This is a genomic window from Pseudomonas sp. NPDC088890, assembly GCF_044900155.1.
Lineage (GTDB): Bacteria > Pseudomonadota > Gammaproteobacteria > Pseudomonadales > Pseudomonadaceae > Aquipseudomonas > Aquipseudomonas urmiensis.
Genome location: NZ_JBJDNG010000005.1, coordinates 327,150 through 346,731 on the forward strand (window position 1 = coordinate 327,150; position 19,582 = coordinate 346,731).

15 protein-coding genes and 1 tRNA gene are annotated in these 19,582 nt (G+C 60.4%); 3 read left to right on the forward strand and 13 right to left on the reverse strand.

All coding sequences use genetic code 11. From position 1 onward, the window contains the following. Positions 1-181 precede the first annotated feature (181 nt). The 5 genes from ACI2JX_RS13875 to rpsU all read right to left on the reverse strand — a co-directional run bounded on the left by ACI2JX_RS13875 (position 182) and on the right by rpsU (position 8,570). Positions 182-258 (reverse strand) — tRNA-Ile (locus tag ACI2JX_RS13875). Between the two features lie 15 nt (positions 259-273). Further along, complete coding sequence (locus tag ACI2JX_RS13880; RefSeq protein ID WP_404690296.1) at positions 274-4,017, reverse strand: EAL domain-containing protein; 3,744 nt, start codon at positions 4,015-4,017, stop codon at positions 274-276. 138 nt (positions 4,018-4,155) lie between these two features. Next, on the reverse strand, positions 4,156-6,006 hold the full coding sequence (gene rpoD, locus ACI2JX_RS13885; RefSeq protein WP_186552694.1) for an RNA polymerase sigma factor RpoD: 1,851 nt from the start codon (positions 6,004-6,006) through the stop codon (positions 4,156-4,158). Between the two features lie 67 nt (positions 6,007-6,073). After that, positions 6,074-8,065 carry a DNA primase gene (dnaG, locus tag ACI2JX_RS13890; RefSeq protein WP_264235344.1) on the reverse strand — a complete coding sequence of 664 codons (1,992 nt, stop codon included), beginning with the start codon at positions 8,063-8,065 and terminating at the stop codon, positions 6,074-6,076. Between the two features lie 289 nt (positions 8,066-8,354). Next, positions 8,355-8,570, reverse strand: coding sequence for a 30S ribosomal protein S21 (gene rpsU, locus ACI2JX_RS13895; RefSeq protein WP_002551877.1), 216 nt, complete (start codon positions 8,568-8,570; stop codon positions 8,355-8,357). 204 nt (positions 8,571-8,774) lie between these two features. Here rpsU and tsaD point away from each other — a divergent pair, with 204 nt between their 5' ends. Then, positions 8,775-9,800, forward strand: coding sequence for a tRNA (adenosine(37)-N6)-threonylcarbamoyltransferase complex transferase subunit TsaD (gene tsaD, locus ACI2JX_RS13900; RefSeq protein ID WP_186552692.1), 1,026 nt, complete (start codon positions 8,775-8,777; stop codon positions 9,798-9,800). 26 nt (positions 9,801-9,826) lie between these two features. Here the strand turns inward: tsaD and plsY are convergent, their stop codons facing one another. Then, positions 9,827-10,396: a glycerol-3-phosphate 1-O-acyltransferase PlsY gene (gene plsY / locus ACI2JX_RS13905; protein WP_404690297.1), complete on the reverse strand. Its 570-nt coding sequence runs from the start codon at positions 10,394-10,396 to the stop codon at positions 9,827-9,829. A gap of 74 nt (positions 10,397-10,470) precedes the next feature. Here plsY and folB point away from each other — a divergent pair, with 74 nt between their 5' ends. Together folB and folK are read left to right on the forward strand one after the other, a co-directional pair. Then, positions 10,471-10,827 (forward strand): dihydroneopterin aldolase, encoded by a 357-nt coding sequence (folB, locus tag ACI2JX_RS13910; protein WP_217850776.1) that lies wholly within the window; start codon positions 10,471-10,473, stop codon positions 10,825-10,827. Continuing rightward, positions 10,818-11,327: a 2-amino-4-hydroxy-6-hydroxymethyldihydropteridine diphosphokinase gene (folK, locus tag ACI2JX_RS13915; RefSeq protein WP_404690298.1), complete on the forward strand. Its 510-nt coding sequence runs from the start codon at positions 10,818-10,820 to the stop codon at positions 11,325-11,327. Before folB ends, folK begins: the two co-directional genes overlap by 10 nt. Before the next feature lie 197 nt (positions 11,328-11,524). On the opposite strand, the gene ACI2JX_RS13920 is transcribed toward folK, so the two are convergent. From ACI2JX_RS13920 to apaG, 7 genes are all read right to left on the reverse strand, one after another. Further along, positions 11,525-12,649: a multifunctional CCA addition/repair protein gene (locus tag ACI2JX_RS13920; protein ID WP_404690299.1), complete on the reverse strand. Its 1,125-nt coding sequence runs from the start codon at positions 12,647-12,649 to the stop codon at positions 11,525-11,527. A gap of 57 nt (positions 12,650-12,706) precedes the next feature. Beyond that, the gene (locus ACI2JX_RS13925) at positions 12,707-14,275 is read right to left on the reverse strand and encodes a SpoVR family protein (protein ID WP_186552687.1); all 1,569 of its coding nucleotides are present in this window, start codon (positions 14,273-14,275) and stop codon (positions 12,707-12,709) included. Further along, complete coding sequence (locus ACI2JX_RS13930; RefSeq protein WP_186552686.1) at positions 14,272-15,546, reverse strand: YeaH/YhbH family protein; 1,275 nt, start codon at positions 15,544-15,546, stop codon at positions 14,272-14,274. Before ACI2JX_RS13930 ends, ACI2JX_RS13925 begins: the two co-directional genes overlap by 4 nt. Before the next feature lie 137 nt (positions 15,547-15,683). Further along, positions 15,684-17,606: a PrkA family serine protein kinase gene (locus ACI2JX_RS13935; RefSeq protein ID WP_264235349.1), complete on the reverse strand. Its 1,923-nt coding sequence runs from the start codon at positions 17,604-17,606 to the stop codon at positions 15,684-15,686. Between the two features lie 282 nt (positions 17,607-17,888). After that, positions 17,889-18,218, reverse strand: coding sequence for a thiosulfate sulfurtransferase GlpE (glpE, locus tag ACI2JX_RS13940; RefSeq protein WP_404690300.1), 330 nt, complete (start codon positions 18,216-18,218; stop codon positions 17,889-17,891). Between the two features lie 14 nt (positions 18,219-18,232). Next, complete coding sequence (locus ACI2JX_RS13945; RefSeq protein ID WP_186552683.1) at positions 18,233-19,099, reverse strand: symmetrical bis(5'-nucleosyl)-tetraphosphatase; 867 nt, start codon at positions 19,097-19,099, stop codon at positions 18,233-18,235. After that, positions 19,099-19,479 carry a Co2+/Mg2+ efflux protein ApaG gene (gene apaG / locus ACI2JX_RS13950; RefSeq protein ID WP_264235351.1) on the reverse strand — a complete coding sequence of 127 codons (381 nt, stop codon included), beginning with the start codon at positions 19,477-19,479 and terminating at the stop codon, positions 19,099-19,101. The genes ACI2JX_RS13945 and apaG overlap by 1 nt, the downstream gene beginning before the upstream one ends. Between the last annotated feature and the right edge of the window lie 103 nt (positions 19,480-19,582).

The following is a 19,582-nucleotide window of genomic DNA, read 5'->3' on the forward strand; positions in this document are numbered from 1 at the left end:
CAGGCAGCTCCTGCTAGGTGAGCGAGCCGATTACCTATGCTAATCGGCTCATTATGTGAGCCGATTGTGTGCGTTATTCGGCTCATCGTCCATCAGTGAAGGATCAATGGGCGCTTGTGAGGAGATTGATTGATCGCAACAAACGACAAAGCCGCGCATTTGCGCGGCTTTGTCGTTTGTTTGGTGGGCCCACACGGACTCGAACCGTGGACCAAAGGATTATGAGTCCTCTGCTCTAACCAACTGAGCTATAGGCCCCAGAAGGTGCCGGGATTATAGCGAGGGATTTGAATGGGTGCCATCCGAAAGATCCGATAGTGCTATACGAAGAAAGGTCTCTGCGAACTTCTCTGGCGGTAGCGGCAGGCTGACGATGTAGCCCTGGATTTGCTCGCAACCTTCAGCTGCAAGGAAGTACTGCTGGGCTTGGTTTTCCACGCCTTCGGCAATGATGGTCAACTGCATACTGCGTCCCAGGGCGATGATGGCTCGGGCGATTGCGGCGTCGTGGGGGTCTTCCGGCAGGCCGCGGATGAACGATTGGTCGATCTTGAGGATATCCAGGGGCAAGCGCTTGAGGTAACTGAGCGAGGAGTAGCCGGTACCAAAGTCGTCGATTGCCAATTGCACACCCAGTTGCTTGAGCTGATGCAGCACGCTCAGGGCTTCTTCGGCCTGGCTCATGATGAAGTTTTCGGTGATTTCCAGCTGCAAGTCTCCCGCTTGCAACTGATAGGTCTTGAGCAGGCTTTCAATGCGCTTGGCCAGGTTTGGCTGGCGCAACTGCGCACCGGCCAGGTTGATCGACAGGGGGCCGAAGGGCTGGTAGCTGGTCTTCCAGTCGTGCATCTGCCGGCAGGCTTGTTCCAGCACCCAATCGCCGAGCTGGAGGATGGTGCCATTCTCTTCGGCCAGGTGAATGAAGTGCTCAGGCGGGACTTCGCCCAGGGTCGGGTGGCTCCAGCGGATCAGCGCTTCGGCACCGACCAGGTTCTGGGTCTTGAGGCTGAACTTGGGTTGGTAATACAGGCTGAGCTCGTTGCGTTCGATGGCCCGGCGCAGTTCGTGCTCCAGGGCAATGCGTTCACTGGCCTGGGCGGTGAGATCGCGGGTGTAGGCTTCGACCCGGTTGCGGCCTTTGGCTTTGGAGCGGTACATGGCGGCATCGGCATTGCGGATCAGGCTGGCGACGTCGCTGCCATCTTGCGGATAGAGGCTGATGCCGATGCTGGCGCTGGTGAAAAACTCATGTTCGCCGGCCTGGAAGGGGGCGTGGAAGCAGGCCAGCAACTTGTTGGCAATGCTGCTGGCGTCACTGGGCTTGTGCAGGCCAGGTAGAAGAATGATGAACTCGTCGCCGCCCAGGCGGGCCACGGTGTCGACATCGCGTACTTGTTCCTTGAGGCGCTGGGCAATGCCTTTGAGCAGCAGATCGCCAACCGGGTGACCGAGGCTGTCGTTGATGTGCTTGAAGCGGTCCAGGTCGAGGAACAGCACCGCCCCCTGGCGGTTGGAGATCTGCGCGCAGGTGAGGGCGGCCTGCAAGCGGTTTTCGAACAAGGCGCGGTTGGGCAGGCCGGTCAGTGGGTCGTGGTGGGCTTGGTAGTCGAGCTTGGCTTGAGCGTGCTTGAGGCTGGAGATATCGGCAAAGACGGCAACGAAATGGGTTATTTCCCTGTCGCTATTGCGTACCGCGCTGATGGTCAGCCAGCTGGGGTAGAGCTCGCTGTTCTTGCGCTTGTTCTGGATCTCGCCTTGCCAGTGGCCTTCAGCTGTCAGCTGGTGCCACATCGCCGCGTAGAACGCGCTGTCGTGCTGGCCTGAGGCAAGCAGGCGGGGTGTCTGGCCCAGGGCTTCGATCTCGCTGTAGCCGGTAATCTCGCTGAAGGCGCGGTTGACCGCGCTGATGCGCTGGTCGGTATCGGTGATCAACACGCCTTCGGCGGTGTTCTCGAACACCGTGGCTGCCAACTGCAGTTTCTCCTGCATCAGGTGGCGTTCGGTGATGTCGCGGGCGATGGTCAGCATGCAGTCGATGCCGCCAATCGGCAGGGGCCGCGCAGACAGCTCGCACAGGCGGATCTGACCGTCGCTGCGGCGGATATGGCAGCTGAAGTCGCGTACGAAGCCATCACGCTGGAGCTGGTCGACCATGCGCTTGCGCTCGTTGAGGTCGACCCAGATGCCCAGGTCCAGCGAGGTTTGGTCAATGGTTGGGTTGAGGTCGTAGCCGGTCAGGCGGCAGAAGCCTTCGTTGACCTCGATCAGCAGGCCATCGCTCTGGCGCGACAGCAAAAGACCGTCCGGTGAGGCGTGGAAGGCTTTGGCAAATTTTTCTTCGGAGGTTTGCAGCTGTTGCTGGGTTTCTTTCAACTGGCTGATATCGCGCACCGCCACCACCAGGGCGGGAATGCCGTCCAAATCAAAGGTCTCGGCCGAGGTCAGGCCGGTGAACAATTGGCCGTTGCTTCGGCGGAAACTCATTTCCAGGTTGCGAATGCCGCCGCGATGCAGGCGTTCAAGCAAGGCCGGACCGCTGCCACTGACGCCCCACAAGCCAAGCTCGGTCGCTGTGCGGCCGACGACTTCGCTGGGGCTCAAGCCGATTTGCTCCTCGAAGGCCTCATTGACCTCAAGCAGGCAGCCGTCGCTGTGCCTGGCGATCAGTAGGATGTCGGGGCATTGCTGGAATACCGAAGCGAACTTCTGCTCCGACAGGCGCAGGGCATCTTCGGTGTGTTTGGCCTCGCTGATGTCGATCATCAAGCCGCGCATCAGCGGTCGGTGGCCGTGTTCGATCATGCTGACGATGTTGCGCACCCACAGGGTATGGCCATCGGCGCGGATCACCCGGTAATCGAGGCTGTGATCGCGTCCCGCTGCGGTCTCGCTTTCGCAGTAGGCCTGCGCCCATAGCGCGTCCTCAGGGTGCAGGATGCTGCGCCAGAAGCCAGGCTTGAGCCACTCATTGGTGGCAAAACCGAGTAGGTCTTCGGCATGCGGAGAAACATAGCTGTACGTGAAGTCGTTGGCATCTGCCTCCCAGGCGATCGCCGACAGGCTCTCCACCAGGCTGCGGTAGTGGTACTCGCTGCTGCGCAGTTCTTGCTCCAGGGCGATGCGCCGCGAGATTTCCGAGCTCAGGCGGCGGTTGACACGGATCATCGCAGCGAGGATCGCTACCAGCAGCAGTACGCCCGGCAGGCCATACAGGAGCATGTCGTGCCAGAAGCTTCTCTGGTCGACCACGTTACCTACCCAGCGCTGCTGGATGTGGCTGATTTCCGCACTGCTCATGTCGGCCAGGACCTTGTCCAGAATGCCGACCAATTGCTTGTTCTCGCGTGGCACAGCCATGGCCAGCTGATAGCGATAGGGCGTTTCGCCGCTGACGTACAGACCATCGAGTTTGAGCTGGCGCAAGCTCCAGATACTTGAAGCGAGATCACCGACCACCGCGTCGACTTCATCAGTGGCTAGCGCTTGCAGAGCCGAGCTGACATTGGGCAGGGCCACCAGGTTGAGGTCGGGATGGTGAGTGCGCAGTAGTTCGTGGGGGGCGTAGTCTTGCACCACGGCGATTTTCAGGCCGTACAGGTCCTTGAGGGTGCGCGGTTGCGGGCCGCCCTCATGGGCGAGGATGACAATCGGGAAGTCCAGGTACGGGCGGGTGAACGATAGGTAATTCTGCCGTTCCGGAGTCGACATGATGCCGGGCAGCAGGTCGAGCTGGTTATGCCGCGCCTGTTCCAGGACCCGACTCCAATTGGTGGGCTCGATCGGCTTGAGCGTCACACCCAGGCGCTCCTGGATCAGGGCGATGTAATCGGCGGCCAATCCCTGGTAGCGGCCCTCCTGATCGCGGAACTCGAACGGGGGCCAGGAAGCGTCGACACCCAGCCGCAGCTGTGGGTGTTCGCTGAGCCAGGCTTTCTCTTCGTCGGTCAGGGTAAGGGCGCCGGCCGTTGCGCTCCAAATGGACAGGATCAGCAACAGAATGGCCGGCATTATCGGCATGGCTGCCTCTCGGTCAGATGGTCTGAATTCGAGTGTAGACGGGCATCGTGCGGGCAGTGGCGGGGGAGGTGATTTAAGTTTGATCGCACTTGCAGTGTTGCGCCCAAGAAAAACCCCGGCCTGGGCCGGGGTTCGTCATCACTCGTCGAGGAAGGAGCGCAGGTGCTCGCTTCGGGTCGGATGGCGCAGCTTGCGCAGCGCCTTGGCTTCAATCTGACGGATCCGCTCACGGGTCACGTCGAACTGTTTGCCGACCTCTTCGAGGGTGTGGTCGGTGTTCATGTCGATACCGAAACGCATGCGCAGCACTTTGGCTTCGCGTGCGGTCAGGCCGCCGAGCACGTCACGGGTGGCTTCCTTGAGGCTTTCGACCGTGGCTACATCGATCGGGGACTGCATGGTCGAGTCCTCGATGAAGTCGCCCAGGTGCGAATCTTCATCATCACCAATCGGCGTCTCCATGGAGATTGGCTCTTTGGCGATTTTGAGCACCTTGCGGATCTTGTCCTCAGGCATCTCCATGCGCTCACCGAGCTCTTCCGGGGTCGGTTCGCGACCCATTTCCTGCAACATCTGGCGGGAAATACGGTTGAGCTTGTTGATCGTCTCGATCATGTGCACCGGGATACGGATGGTGCGCGCCTGGTCGGCGATCGAGCGGGTGATCGCCTGGCGAATCCACCAGGTGGCGTAGGTCGAGAACTTGTAGCCGCGACGGTATTCGAACTTGTCCACCGCCTTCATCAAGCCGATGTTGCCTTCCTGGATCAGATCGAGGAACTGCAGACCACGGTTGGTGTACTTCTTGGCGATCGAGATCACCAGACGCAGGTTGGCCTCGACCATTTCCTTTTTCGCGCGACGGGCCTTGGCCTCGCCGATCGACATGCGACGGTTGATTTCCTTGATCTCGGCGACGGTCAGGCCAGTCTCGGTTTCAAGGTCGACCAGCTTCTGCTGGCAGGCAACGATCGCGTCGTTCTTCTCGCCCAGCGCGGCGGCCCACTTGGTGCTGCGCTTGGACAGGTCACCGCTCCAGGTCTGGTCGACTTCGTTGCCTGGGAACAGGCGCAGGAAGTCGGCACGCGGCATGCGAGCGTCACGAACACACAGTTGCATGATCGCGCGCTCTTGCTGACGCAGGCGATCCAGGGCACCACGAACGCGCTCGACGAGCACTTCGAACTGCTTGGGCACCAGCTTGATCGGCATGAACAGATCAGCCAGGGCCTGCATGGCACCGATGCTTTCGGCATGGGTACGGCCGTGCTTTTTCAGCGCCTTGAGGGTGATGACGAGCTGGTCGGAAACCGCGCCGAAACGCTGGGCAGCAATGACCGGATCGGGACCGCTTTCGGCCTCTTCCTCTTCGTCATCGCCGTCCTTTTCCTCTTCCTCGTCGTCTGCCTCTTCCTTCGCAGCAGCGGCCTTGGCGCCAGGAATCGGCACTTCTTCGGTCGGTGCGGCGATATTGTCATCAGGGTCGATGTAACCACTGAGAACGTCGGACAGGCGGCCACCTTCGGTGGTGACGCGGTCGTATTCGCTAAGGATGTAGTCGACAGTACCCGGGAAGTGAGCGATAGCGCCCATGACTTCACGGATGCCTTCCTCGATACGCTTGGCGATTTCGATCTCGCCTTCGCGGGTCAGCAGCTCGACAGTACCCATTTCACGCATGTACATGCGCACCGGGTCGGTCGTGCGGCCGATATCGGTCTCAACGGCGGCCAACGCTGCGGCGGCCTCTTCGGCTGCGGCTTCGTCAGTGTCGGCTTCCGCCAACAACAGGGCATCCGCATCCGGAGCAGTCTCGAATACGTTGATCCCCATGTCGTTGATCATGCGGATGATGTCTTCCACCTGTTCAGGATCTGAAATATCCTCAGGCAGGTGGTCGTTGACCTCCGCGTAAGTCAGGTAACCCTGCTCACGACCGCGGGTGATCAACTCTTTGATACGAGATTGCTGTTGCGCTTTTCCGGACATAACACCCTATCCACTGAAGGTCTTGGCGGGCAAAAAACAAGCCGAGGATTATACCCGAGCTAGGACCTCACGCGCCAGATGAGGTCGGGTTTTGTGCGGGAACATTGCGGCTCAGCAGGGCTAAAAGCTGAGATTTTTCCTCTGTGCTCAACTCACTTTGACGTGCTTTGCGCATCAGATGTTCCAGGCTGCGCTCGCGTTGGCGGGCGGATAAACTAGTAATGGTGTCGAAAAACTGTTGTTCAAGGTTGTCGGCATCGATCAACCATTCCTTTTCTGCCAAGGCGCGCAGCAGGCGGCCTTGGTCAGTGCCGTGCCAGCGTGCAATCAGCTGCATTGAGCTTAGCTTAGGATTCTTCTGCGCGGCTTCGATCAGGGCCACCAGCAACTGGTTGTAAACATGTTCTTCGTCGGCGAAATGGCTGGCGTCTTCCACTTTGCCGGCCAGCAGCGGGTAGTGCAGTAGCGTGCGCAGGGCCGACAACATCGGCGGTTCAACCGGTGCCGGCACTCGCGGCGGCGCATCGCGTTGGCCATCGCGTTGCCAGGGTTTGCCACCCTTCTTGTCCCAGGGTTTGTTGTCCCACTGTTTCTTGCCGCCGCCCTGTTTAGGCGTCCATGGCCGTTGTTCCTGATGGCCTTGATGAGCTAGGCCATAGTCGGGCTGATGCTGATCGCCGTAGTCCGGGGTGTAGCTGGCCATGGCGTCGTAGTCGTAGCCAGGGTCGTAGTCCGGCACGCTGGGTGCTGGTGCGCTTTGCGCCAATTGCTCCATCTGCTGCGGATCGAGCCCGGTGATTTCCCGCAGGCGATTGCGCATTAGCTGGCGCAGGTTGGCGCCGGGGATTTTTTCGATCAACGGCGCAGCCAGAGTGGCCATGTGCGCCTTGCCTTCGAGCGAGCGCGGGTCGGCTTCGTTGCTCAATTGCTCGAAGAAGTAGTCGGCCAGCGGTTGCGCATGCTGGTTAATGCGGGCCTGGAAGGCGTCAGTGCCTTCGGCGCGTACCAGGGTGTCTGGGTCTTCCCCCTCGGGCAGGAACAGGAAGCGTGCACGGCGCCCGTCCTGAAGGCTCGACAGGGTCGACTCCAGGGCGCGCCAGGCCGCCTTGCGCCCAGCCTGGTCGCCGTCAAAACAGAACAGCACGCTAGGCACGACCCGGAACAGGCGCTTGAGGTGTTCTTCGCTGGTTGCTGTGCCCAGCGTCGCCACCGCGTTGCGCAAGCCTTGCTGGGCCAGGGCGATGACATCCATGTAGCCTTCGACGACGATGATCTCATCGAGGCTGCGGTTGTGCTTGCGTGCCTCGAACAGGCCGTACAGCTCCTGGCCCTTGTGGAACACCGGGGTTTCCGGCGAGTTCAGGTACTTGGGCTTGTCGTCGCCCAGCACCCGACCGCCGAAGGCGATCACTCGGCCACGGCTGTCGCGGATTGGGAACATCACCCGGTCGCGGAAGCGGTCGTAGCGCTTGCCGCTCTCGGCGTTCTCGATCAGTAGGCCGGCGTCGATCATCACCTTTTGCTGCAAGCTGTCGGCGCCCAGGTGCTTCATCAGGTTATCCCAACCTGGCGGGGCGAAACCCAAGCCGAAGTCGCGGGCAATCTCACCCGACAGGCCGCGGCCTTTGAGGTAGTCCACCGCCGCCTTGCGGGTCTGATGGCTACGCAGTGCCTGACGGTAGAACTCGGCAGCCGCTTCCAGCAGCGGATAAAGGGGCGAATCGGTGGGCTGGCGTGGCTTGTGCCCACGTCGGCCTTCTTCGCGCGGCACTTCCATGCCCGCGCTGCGGGCCAGTTCCTCGACTGCCTGGGGGAAATCCAGGTTGTCGTGGTCCATGACGAAGCCCAAGGCGTTGCCGCCGGCGCCGCAGCCGAAGCAGTAGTAGAACTGCTTGTCGGGGCTGACGGTGAAGGAGGGCGTCTTTTCCTTGTGGAACGGGCAGCAGGCGGAGTAGTTCTTGCCGGTCTTTTTCAGTTGGACGCGCGAACTCACCACGTCGACGATGTCGGTGCGGTTGAGAAGGTCGTCAATGAAAGTCTGGGGAATCAGCCCGGCCATAACAGTCTCGTCATCTGGCAACTGGCAAGTCTAATCGCTAACGCAAGTATGCGGGAGAGAGTGCAGCGGTACGGGAAAAGCGAGGGAGGTGTGCTCGTCGCCAGCCACAAGGGCTCGCCAGACAGGGACGGCACGACTGGTCTAGGACCAGCTCTGACGTGTTCAAGCTGCTTGCTCTACTGCAAGTCGCAGAGAGCGCCTCAAGCTGACGCTTAAGGTTTGAAACAACCGCTGCCATCGGCCCGGCGGTTAGCCGGGCAGGGCAGAAGCTTTGCGTTGAACGTCTGTATTAGTACAGACGAACGGCGCGGCGCTGTTCGCGCTGGACTTTCTTAGCGTGACGCTTAACTGCGGCTGCAGCCTTGCGCTTACGCTCGGAAGTCGGCTTCTCGTAAAACTCGCGGCTACGCACTTCAGCCAGTACACCGGCTTTTTCGCAGGAGCGCTTGAAACGACGCAGAGCTACGTCGAAGGGTTCGTTCTCTTTTACTTTGACGGCTGGCATCCAGGGCTACCTTCATTCGTTACCGGGGTAGACGTACTCCTGACAAAACAAAGATGCGCTGGAGAACGTCGGTTTTCAAGGGTTGCGGATGTTAACGCTTAGCTAGCCGGAATGCAAAGCCTCTGATCGAAAACCGCTGGTCGGCACTGGGCACGGGGACTATCATGCGCGCCTTCGAATTCAGCCTCCACAAGGCACGGACCCATGCTAGTACTGGGATTGGAAACATCCTGCGACGAAACTGGCGTCGCATTATACGACAGTGAACGCGGCCTGCTGGCCGACGCGCTGTTCAGCCAGATCGACCTGCACCGCGCCTATGGCGGCGTTGTGCCCGAACTCGCCTCGCGTGATCACGTCAAGCGTATGTTGCCGTTGATCCGCCAGGTGCTGGACGAAGCCGGGGCAGTCGCCACCGAGATCGATGCCATTGCCTACACCGCAGGCCCTGGGCTGGTGGGCGCCTTGCTGGTGGGCGCTTCCTGCGCCCAGGCTATGGCGTTTGCCTGGGATATCCCGGCGATCGGCGTGCACCATATGGAAGGCCATCTGCTGGCGCCGATGCTCGAAGAGCAGCCACCGGAGTTCCCGTTCGTCGCTTTGTTGGTGTCCGGTGGTCACACCCAGCTGGTGCGGGTCGATGGCATCGGCCAGTACCAGCTGCTGGGCGAGAGCCTGGACGATGCGGCAGGCGAGGCGTTCGACAAGACCGCCAAGCTGATTGGCCTGAATTATCCAGGCGGCCCGGAAATCGCTCGGCTGGCCGAGCAGGGCGTGCCTGGACGCTTTGTCTTCCCACGGCCGATGACTGATCGGCCTGGCCTTGAATTCAGCTTCAGTGGCCTGAAGACTTTCGCCCTCAATACCTGGCAGAAGTGCCGCGATGCTGGAGACGACAACGAGCAAACCCGTTGCGACGTGTCCCTGGCGTTCCAGCAGGCGGTGGTTGAGACTCTGACCATCAAGTGCAAGCGCGCGCTCAAGCAGACTGGCCTCAAGCGTCTGGTCATCGCTGGTGGCGTGAGTGCCAACAAGGCGCTGCGCGAATCGCTGGAAAGCATGCTTGCCGGGATCAAAGGCAACGTCTACTACGCGCGCCCCAGGTTCTGCACCGATAACGGTGCGATGATCGCCTACGCAGGTTGCCAGCGGCTGTTGGCCGGACAGAAACAGGATCTGGCCATCAGTGTTCAGGCACGCTGGCCGATGGAGCAGTTGCCGCCGGTTTGAAGCTGAATACGGCTCACGCGCATGGCTCAGAAATGTCGTTCGCGTCCGGCGAACAGGTCGCGTAGATTGCTGCGATGACGCCAGACGATCAGTATCGTGAGTACGGTCATGGGCAGCAGTGCTTCCGGCTCGCGCCAGGCCAGCAGTGGTAGGGTCAGCGGGGTGGCGATCAACGCGGCGAGCGAGCTGGTGCGGGTGAGGTAGAAGGTCAGGCCCCAGGCGACGATGGCCAGCAGGGCGGCAGGAAAGTACAGCGCCATGAGCATGCCGGCCGCCGTTGCTACGCCTTTGCCTCCCTTGAAGCGGAAATACACCGGAAGCAGATGGCCAATCACCGCGCATAGGCCAATCCAGGCTTGCTGTTGCAAGCCCAAACCGGCCAGGTCGGCCAGCAGCACTGGCAACATGCCCTTGCACAGGTCGCCCAGCAGGGTCAGGATCGCCATTTTGCGACCTGCCAAACGCAGCATGTTGGTCGCCCCGGCATTGCCCGAACCGCTTGAGCGAGGGTCGGGGCTGCCGCTGAGGCGGCTCAGGACGATGGCGAAGGACAGAGAGCCGAGCAGGTAGGCGAGCAGCGCCAATAACCAAAACATGCTAACTATTCCGGGCGAGGACGCCCTGATTCTAACGGCGCCAGTCGCCCTTGTCGTGCTGTGGAGAGAAGTGCTTGGACAGAGTGTTCATCGAAGGCCTGGAAGTCGATACCGTGATCGGTGCTTATGACTGGGAACGGGATATTCGCCAGTGCCTGCGCCTGGACTTGAGCTTCGCCTGGGATAACCGCCCAGCGGCGGCCGGTGACGACCTGAGCCTGGCGCTGGACTACGCCAGTGTGTCGGCGCGGGTGCAGGCGTTTGCCGAGCAGGCGCGCTTCGAGTTGGTCGAGACCTTCGCCGAGCGGCTGGTCGCGGTGCTGATGGCAGAGTTCCACATTCCCTGGGTGAGACTGAAGCTGACCAAGCCGGGCGCCGTCCCGGCAGCCCGTGGTGGTGTTGGCGTGGAGATCGAGCGCGGATGTCTTTGAGCACGGTTTACCTAGGGCTGGGCAGTAACATCGAGCGTGAGACGCACCTGTGCGCCGGGCTCGATGCCTTGGCGGGTTTTCTGCGAGACATGCGCTGCTCGCCGGTATTCGAAAGCCAGGCGGTCGGGATCAAGAGCGGCCCGTTCTTCAATCTGGTGGTGACTGGCCAAACTGACCTGCCGCTGCTGGAGCTGGATCGCCGGCTCAAGTTCATCGAGGCGGAAAATGGCCGCTATGCGCCGGATCGCAAGGGCTTGCCGTTGGATATCGATGTGCTGATGTATGACGATCTGCATGGCACATTCGATGGCTTGGTATTGCCGCGGGCGGAGATTCTGAAGAATGCGTTCGTGCTGTGGCCGTTGTCGCTGATCGCGCCGACATTGCTGCATCCGGGGGCAGGCAAGCGCATGGCGCAGCTGTGGCAGGAGGCGAGCATCGACCAGGTATTGGCGCCAGTGCCGTTTGAGTGGCGTGGGTTGCAGCTGACCCGTCCGTGAGCTGAGCTGGAGTTGTTCTGGGCTTGTACTGGCGCTATCGCGGGGCAAGCCCGCTCCCACGTAGTTGCTCCTGCGCAGCCGCTTCCTGCGTATGCTTCAGCGATGACACTAGCGCAGGCGCTTCCTGCGTGTGCTTCAGCGATAAGTTGGCGTTGGAGGGGACTGCGTGGGAGCGGGCTTGCCCCGCGATAGCATTCTCAAGCCTGGGTAAAGCGCTCTAGCGCCGCCAGTCGCTCAGCCTTGAGCGCCTCACCTAATGCCTGCCCGGTCAGGCCTCGTTCCACCAAGCCCTTCACATCCACCGCCTTGGCTGCCTGCGCTGCTGCACGTAGGTAGGCGCCCTGTGGATAGCCCTGTTCCTGTAGCAGTTGCCGCCCACGGGCAATCATCTCGCACGCCGCGATGTAGTCTTCGAAGCGCTGCGGCCTTCGATACACATCAAACTTCTGCAGCAACTCGAGCAGCTTCGATGCGCTGAGCGTGTAGGCCTGTTGGCAATAGCCGTGGCATTCGCCCACGAGCAAGGCCAGCTCCTGGCATTCTCGCGGCGCTTTGAAGCGTTGGTTGATGGCTTTGATCGCTCCACCCAGGTCATGCGTCAAGCAGGCCCAACGCACATGCAGGGGCTGCTGATGCAGGGCGGCCTGTTCGAGCACAGTCAAGGTTTGTTGGTCGCTTTCTAACAGGGTATCTAGCTCCGGCATCAGCTGTTTTAGCGCAGCACAATCACGCAGCACCTGAATGAACACCTGCGGCTGATCTTCCATCAACGCGCGCTCGATCTCTTTCCAGCTACGCTCGGCAGTCAAAGCCTGCAATTCACCCGAATCGCTGATCTGTCGCATCAGCTCAAGGGTTTCTTCAGCCACCTTGAACCCCAGCGTGGCATAGCGAGCGGCGAAGCGGGCGACACGCAGAACCCTGAGGGGATCTTCGGCAAACGCAGGGGAAACGTGGCGCAGTATGCGCTTATCCAGATCGGCCTTGCCGTGGTAGGGATCGCACAGGCTGCCGTGCTCATCCTCGGCCATGGCATTGATGGTCAGGTCGCGGCGAATCAGGTCTTGTTCAAGGGTGACCTCAGGGCTGGCATGGAAGGTAAAACCGCCATAGCCACGCCCGCTCTTGCGCTCGGTGCGCGCCAGCGCATATTCCTCGCCAGTTTTGGGATGAATGAAGACCGGGAAGTCGGCTCCGACCGGGCGATAACCCAAGGCTTGCATCTGTTCAACAGTGGCACCCACCACCAGCCAGTCAACATCGCTGACAGGACGCCCGAGCAGGCGGTCACGCACTGCGCCGCCAACTTTGTAAATCTGCATGTGAAATCTCCGTTGCTGCCCACAGGATAACCTGTCGACAGCAAGGGAGGGGCTTGGCTAGAGGTGATGAACCACGGCCAGGTCCATGCGTCCGTAGTCGCCGGCCTCGCCATGCTCGCCGCGTGGCGGCATATGATGGGTTTTCATGATCTGGTCGCCCTGTACGGTTTCCAGATGGATGTCGAAGCCCCACAAACGGTGCAGGTGCTTGAGCACCTCATCGGTGGAGTCGCCCAGCGGTTTGCGGTTGTGCTGCTGGTGGCGCAGGGTCAGCGAGCGGTCGCCTCGGCGGTCGATACTCCAGATCTGCACGTTGGGTTCGCGGTTGCCCAGGTTGTATTGCGCAGCCAATTGCTCGCGGATGACTCGATAACCGGATTCGTCGTGGATCGCTGGCACCAGCAAGTCGTCGCGTTGATCGTCATCGAGGATGCTGAACAGCTTCAGATCGCGGATCACCTTGGGTGACAGGTACTGCAGGATGAAGCTCTCGTCCTTGAAGCTGCTCATGGCGAACTTGATGGTAGAAAGCCAATCACTGCCGGCAATGTCGGGGAACCAGCGGCGATCTTCCTCGGTTGGATGTTCACAGATGCGGCGAATGTCGGTGTACATGGCAAAGCCCAGGGCATAGGGGTTGATGCCGCTGTAGTACGGGCTGTCGAAGCCGGGTTGGAACACCACGCTGGTATGCGACTGGAGGAACTCCATCATGAAGCCTTCGGTTACCAGGCCCTCGTCGTAGAGGTCGTTCATCAGCGTGTAGTGCCAGAAGGTGGCCCAGCCTTCGTTCATCACCTGGGTCTGGCGCTGTGGATAGAAGTATTGGGCGATCTTGCGCACGATGCGCACTACCTCGCGCTGCCAGGGTTCGAGCAGCGGAGCGTGTTTTTCAATGAAGTAGAGGATGTTCTCCTGCGGTTCGGCGGGGAAGCGTGCATCGTCGCGGTCGCTGCCCTTCTCCGCCCCTTTGGGGATGGTTCGCCACAGGTCGTTGATCTGCTTCTGCAGGTGTTCTTCACGCTCTTTCTGCCGGCGCCGTTCCTCTTCGGCGGAAATCGGGTAAGGCCGCTTGTAGCGATCTACGCCGTAATTCATCAGGGCATGGCAAGAGTCGATCAGGTCTTCCACGGCATCGATACCGTGGCGCTCTTCGCACTGGGCGATGTACTGCTTGGCGAACACCAGGTAGTCGATGATCGAGCTGGCGTCGGTCCAGGTGCGGAACAGGTAGTTGCCCTTGAAGAAACTGTTGTGCCCATAGCAGGCATGGGCAATCACCAGTGCCTGCATGCACATGGTGTTCTCTTCCATCAGGTAGGCGATGCACGGATCGGAGTTGATCACGATCTCGTAGGCCAGGCCCATCTGGCCGCGGCTGTAGGATTTTTCGGTACTGAGGAACTGCTTGCCGTAGGACCAGTGGTGATAACCCAACGGCATACCGACGGAGGCGTAGGCATCCATCATCTGCTCGGCGGTAATCACTTCGATTTGGTTGGGGTAGGTGTCCAGCGCGTAACGCTCGGCCAGCCGGCTGATTTCCCGGTCGTAGGTCTGGATCAGGTCGAACGTCCACTCGGACCCGGTGGATATGGGTTGGCGTCTCTGTGCTCTGGCGGTCATGTGGCTAACCTGCGCTGGAAGAGTTCACGGAAGACCGGATAGATATCGCCGGCCGAAACCAACTGCTGCTGGGCGAAGGTGTCAGGGAAAGACTCGCCGATGCGCTCGTACTCGTACCACAGCGCTTGGTGTTCGCGTGGGGTGATCTCCACGTAAGTGTAGTACTGCACATGCGGCATGATCTGTTTGGAGAGGATCTCGCGGCAGATCGGTGAGTCGTCGTTCCAGTTGTCACCGTCCGATGCTTGCGCCGCGTAGATGTTCCAATCGTTGGTCGGGTAGCGCTCGGCCATGATCTCCTGCATCAGTTTCAGCGCGCTGGAGACGATGGTGCCGCCGGTCTCGCGGGAATAGAAGAATTCCTCCTCGTCGACCTCGCGGGCGCTGGTGTGGTGGCGGATGAACACCACTTCGATGCGGTCGTAATTGCGCTTGAGGAACAGGTACAAGAGGATGAAGAAGCGCTTGGCGATGTCCTTGGTGGCCTGGGTCATCGAGCCGGACACGTCCATCAGGCAGAACATCACCGCCTTGGAGCTGGGATTGGGTTGTTTGACCAACAGGTTGTACTTGAGGTCGAAGGTGTCGAGGAACGGCAGGCGGTTGATGCGGGCGCTGAGGCGCTCGATCTCGGCCTCTACGGCTTGAATGTCGGTGAAGTTATCAGGCTCTTCGACTTTCAGTCGAGCCAGCTCGGCCTTGGCCTCGCGCAGCAGTGCGCGGCTACTGCCGGTCAGCGCGATGCGCCGGGCATGGGCCGAGCGCAGGGTGCGGATGATATTGATGCGCGAAGGGTTGCCTTCGTTGGCAATCCCGGCGCGCACGGTCTTGAAGGTGTCGGTGCCGGCCAGGTGACGCTTGACCAGGTTGGGCAGCTCCAGGTCTTCGAACATGAATTCGAGGAATTCTTCCTGGGTGATCTGGAATACGAAATCGTCCATGCCCTCGCCGGAATTACCGGCCTTGCCGCGGCCACCTCCGCCACCCGCGCCACCTTGCGGGCGGGCGATGTGTTCGCCGGCGGTGAACTCCTTGTTGCCTGGGTGAACGATGGTCTGTTTGCCGCCGCGGCCATGGTGCAACACCGGCTCGTCGATATCGCGGCCGGGAATGCTGATCTGTTCGCCGTGCTCCATGTCCATGATGGAGCGGCGACTTACGGCCTCTTCGACGGCCTTTTTGATGTGGTCACGGTACCGGCGCAAAAAGCGCTGGCGGTTGACCGTGCTCTTGTTCTTGCCGTTCAGGCGTCGGTCGATAACGTAGCTCATGGTCTCTCCGCTAAAAACAGCTGCAAGCGTCAAGCATCAAGCTGCAAGAAACAGCAGCCCCCACCACCGCAAGCTGTGGCGCATCGTCGTAACGTTGCGCTGAACAGCCCGCGGCTTGCGGCGTGCAGCTTGCCGCTTTATTGCGATTTCCTGACTCGCAGGTACCATTCCGACAGCAAGCGCACCTGCTTGTCGGTATAGCCACGTTCCACCATCCGGGTAACGAAGTCGTTGTGCTTCTGTTGATCCTCTTTGCTGGCCTTGGCGTTGAAGCTGATGACCGGCAGCAGGTCTTCGGTGTTGGAGAACATTTTCTTCTCGATCACCACCCGCAGCTTCTCGTAGCTCAGCCAGGTCGGGTTCTTGCCATTGTTGTTGGCGCGGGCACGCAGGACGAAGTTGACGATCTCGTTGCGGAAATCTTTCGGGTTGCTGATGCCGGCAGGCTTCTCGATCTTCTCCAGCTCCTCGTTGAGGGCGATGCGGTTGAGGATCTCGCCGGTTTCCGGGTCGCGGTATTCCTGGTCCTGGATCCAGAAGTCGGCGTACAGCACGTAGCGGTCGAAGATGTTCTGGCCGTACTCGCTGTAGGACTCCAGGTAAGCGGTCTGGATCTCCTTGCCGATGAACTCGATGTAGCGCGGTGCCAGGTATTCCTTGAGGAAGCGCAGGTAGCGTTCGCGCACCTCGGCCGGGAATTGCTCCTGCTCGATCTGCTGTTCCAGCACATACAGCAGGTGCACCGGGTTGGCAGCCACTTCATGGGGGTCGAAGTTGAACACCTTGGAGAGGATCTTGAACGCGAAGCGGGTCGACAGGCCGGTCATGCCCTCATCGACGCCGGCTGAGTCGCGGTATTCCTGGATCGACTTGGCCTTCGGATCGGTGTCCTTGAGGTTTTCCCCGTCATACACGCGCATCTTCGAATAGATATTCGAGTTTTCCGGCTCCTTGAGGCGCGACAGCACAGTGAACTGGGCAAGCATCTTCAGGGTGTCAGGCGCGCAATGGGCCTTGGCCAGGGAGCTATTGAACAGCAGCTTGTCGTAGATCTTGATCTCGTCACTGACGCGCAGGCAGTACGGGACCTTGACGATGTAGATCCGGTCGATGAACGCCTCGTTGTTCTTGTTGTTGCGGAAGGTGTGCCACTCCGACTCGTTGGAGTGGGCCAGCAGGATCCCGGAGTAGGGGATCGCACCGAGGCCTTCGGTACTGTTGTAGTTGCCTTCCTGGGTGGCGGTCAGCAGTGGGTGGAGCACCTTGATCGGCGCCTTGAACATCTCGACGAATTCCATCAGGCCCTGGTTGGCCCGGCACAGCGCACCTGAGTAGCTGTAGGCGTCGGCGTCGTTCTGCGGAAATTCCTCGAGCTTGCGAATATCCACCTTGCCCACCAGCGCGGAGATATCCTGGTTGTTCTCATCGCCCGGCTCGGTCTTGGCCACGGCAATCTGGTTGAGGATCGAAGGGTACAGCTTGACCACTTTGAACTGGCTGATATCGCCCCCGAATTCGGCCAGTCGTTTGGTCGCCCAAGGCGACATGATGGTATTGAGGTAGCGTCGCGGGATGCCGAAATCTTCTTCGAGAATGGCCCCATCTTCGGTGGCGTTGAACAGCCCCAGTGGCGACTCGAAGACCGGCGAGCCCTTGATCGCGTAGAAAGGCACTTTCTCCATCAGTTGCTTGAGTTTTTCCGCCAGCGACGATTTACCGCCGCCCACCGGGCCCAGCAAATAGAGGATCTGTTTCTTCTCTTCCAGGCCCTGCGCGGCATGCCGGAAGTACGAGACGATCTGGTCGATGCATTCTTCCATGCCATGGAAGTCTTCAAACGCTGGATAGCGGCGAATCACTTTGTTGGAGAAGATTCGCGACAGTCGGGAGTTGTTCGAGGTGTCGATCAGTTCCGGCTCACCGATGGCCATCAACAGCCGTTCGGCCGCCGAAGCGTAGGCGCTGCGATCCTGTTTGCACAGCTCGAGGTACTCCTGCAGCGAGAGTTCTTCCTGGCGGGTTGACTCGAAACGTTGTTGGAAGTGGCTAAAGATACTCATGACGTCACCTCGCTCGATACGTGGAGCCGACGCCGGATCAGTCAGCTGATGCTGGCATGCAACCGGGTTCGCCGATTGCTGTATACCCCCCAGAACACCCTTGAAACGCTACCGATGACCCGCACGCCGGTGTACCGGCTCTCCCCTTTTTGGATGGCCTGGGCTTAAGGATAGTTGGTTCTACGAGAGGTCAAGGGCGCAAGGCCCAGAAGTTTGCCACGACCGTTCGTCAGGTCTGGCGCGAGCCCGCACGGGACGCGGGCTGCGAGGGAAATGAAAAAATTATTCGGCGCTGCCCTGGGCGATCTCGGCCGGATAAGTGCCACGCCACAGCTCAAAGCCGCCATCGAGGCTATAGACCTCGGAGAAGCCCTGGCCGACCAGGTAGGCGGCTGCGCTCTGGCTGGAATTGCCGTGATAGCAGACCACCACGGTGGGCTTGTCGAGGTCGGCATTGCGGATGAAATCGGCGACCGAGTGATTATCCAGGTGCGTGGCACCACTGATATGGCCAGCGGCAAAGGCTTGCGGGTCGCGAATGTCGACGACCACCGCACCTTGCTCACGCAGGGTCTGGGCCTGCTCGGGAGGGATGCGCTTGAATTCGCTCATGGGGGCGGTTTCCTTCAGGACTGATCGTTCATTCTAGTGGGTTGTGCTGGCTGGCGTGGAGTGCCGTCGTCGGCGCAGTCACAGCGGTGCAGTTCGCCGCTGTCGACGTTGTACAAGGTCAAGGCACCGCCCCATACGCAGCCGGTGTCCAGGGCTACCACGCCGGGCGCATGAACACGCCCTTCGAGGGCCGCCCAGTGACCGAAGATGATCTTCACGTGGCGCGAGCGGCGGTCCTTGTGGGCGAACCAGGGCTTGTAACCTTTGGGCGCGGTGTCCAGGCCTTCCTTGCTCTTGAGGTCGAGCTTGCCTTCGGCGGTACAAAAGCGCATGCGGGTGAAGTAATTGGTGATTACCCGCAGGCGCTCGACGCCGGTCAGCTTGTTGCTCCACTTATTCGGCTCATTGCCGTACATGCCATCCAGGTAGAGCTTCAGGCGTGCATCGTCACGCAGCACTTCTTCAACTTCTGCGGCCAGCTCCAAGGCTTTGCCCAGGGTCCATTGCGGCGGAATGCCAGCATGCACCAGGGCAACGCCGCGGGGTTCGTCGTAATGCAACAGCTTCTGCTGGCGCAACCAGTCGAGCAGTTGGTCGGCGTCGGGTGCTTCGATGATTTCGCGCAGGGTATCGCTTTTCTTCAGGCGCTCGATATTGTGCCAGGCGGCCAGCAGATGCAGGTCGTGATTACCCAGCACGCACACCAGCGATTGGCGGATCGAATACAAAAAGCGCAGGGTTTCCAGCGACTCAGGGCCGCGATTGACCAAGTCACCGACCAACCACAGGCGGTCGACGGCGGGGTTGAAGTGCACACGTTCGAGCAGGCATTTAAGCGGTTGCAGGCAGCCTTGCAAGTCACCGACGGCGTACACAGCCATCAGTGCAGGGCCCCGGGTACGGCTAGGCGGAACGGCGCGATGGCGGCGTCGAAGCGTTTGCCGTCTTCGGCGAACATCTGGTAGCTGCCCTGCATGGTACCGACGCGGGTGCTGATCACAGCGCCACTGCTGTAGGTATGGCTCTGGCCCGGCTCGATCAGCGGCTGCTGGCCAACCACGCCTGAGCCGCGAACCTCTTCGACTTCACCATCACCGTTGGTAATCAGCCAGTGCCGGGACATCAGCTTGGCGGATACCGTGCCGTTGTTCTGTACGGTAATGGTGTAGGCGAAGGCGAAACGCTCGTTGTCGGGATCGGATTGTTCTTTGAGATAGCGGGTGACGACGCTGACGTCGATCTGATAGCGGGGGTCGGACATGCAAGGGCCTTGAGCAAACACGCAATTGCGGCAATGGATGCAGTCTAGGCCATTGGAGGGGCTGGAAGCCAGTTGTGGAACTATTGCCCTTGGGCAGTCGATC

What these genes read in the sequence shown, in the direction of transcription:
- ACI2JX_RS13880 (WP_404690296.1), bottom strand. Translation starts at nt 4,017, where the DNA reads ATGCCGATAATGCCGGCCATTCTGTTGCTGATCCTGTCCATTTGGAGC.
- rpoD (WP_186552694.1), bottom strand. Translation starts at nt 6,006, where the DNA reads ATGTCCGGAAAAGCGCAACAGCAATCTCGTATCAAAGAGTTGATCACC.
- dnaG (WP_264235344.1), bottom strand. Translation starts at nt 8,065, where the DNA reads ATGGCCGGGCTGATTCCCCAGACTTTCATTGACGACCTTCTCAACCGC.
- rpsU (WP_002551877.1), bottom strand. Translation starts at nt 8,570, where the DNA reads ATGCCAGCCGTCAAAGTAAAAGAGAACGAACCCTTCGACGTAGCTCTG.
- tsaD (WP_186552692.1), top strand. Translation starts at nt 8,775, where the DNA reads ATGCTAGTACTGGGATTGGAAACATCCTGCGACGAAACTGGCGTCGCA.
- plsY (WP_404690297.1), bottom strand. Translation starts at nt 10,396, where the DNA reads ATGTTTTGGTTATTGGCGCTGCTCGCCTACCTGCTCGGCTCTCTGTCC.
- folK (WP_404690298.1), top strand. Translation starts at nt 10,818, where the DNA reads ATGTCTTTGAGCACGGTTTACCTAGGGCTGGGCAGTAACATCGAGCGT.
- ACI2JX_RS13920 (WP_404690299.1), bottom strand. Translation starts at nt 12,649, where the DNA reads ATGCAGATTTACAAAGTTGGCGGCGCAGTGCGTGACCGCCTGCTCGGG.
- ACI2JX_RS13925 (WP_186552687.1), bottom strand. Translation starts at nt 14,275, where the DNA reads ATGACCGCCAGAGCACAGAGACGCCAACCCATATCCACCGGGTCCGAG.
- ACI2JX_RS13930 (WP_186552686.1), bottom strand. Translation starts at nt 15,546, where the DNA reads ATGAGCTACGTTATCGACCGACGCCTGAACGGCAAGAACAAGAGCACG.
- ACI2JX_RS13935 (WP_264235349.1), bottom strand. Translation starts at nt 17,606, where the DNA reads ATGAGTATCTTTAGCCACTTCCAACAACGTTTCGAGTCAACCCGCCAG.
- glpE (WP_404690300.1), bottom strand. Translation starts at nt 18,218, where the DNA reads ATGAGCGAATTCAAGCGCATCCCTCCCGAGCAGGCCCAGACCCTGCGT.
- ACI2JX_RS13945 (WP_186552683.1), bottom strand. Translation starts at nt 19,099, where the DNA reads ATGGCTGTGTACGCCGTCGGTGACTTGCAAGGCTGCCTGCAACCGCTT.
- apaG (WP_264235351.1), bottom strand. Translation starts at nt 19,479, where the DNA reads ATGTCCGACCCCCGCTATCAGATCGACGTCAGCGTCGTCACCCGCTAT.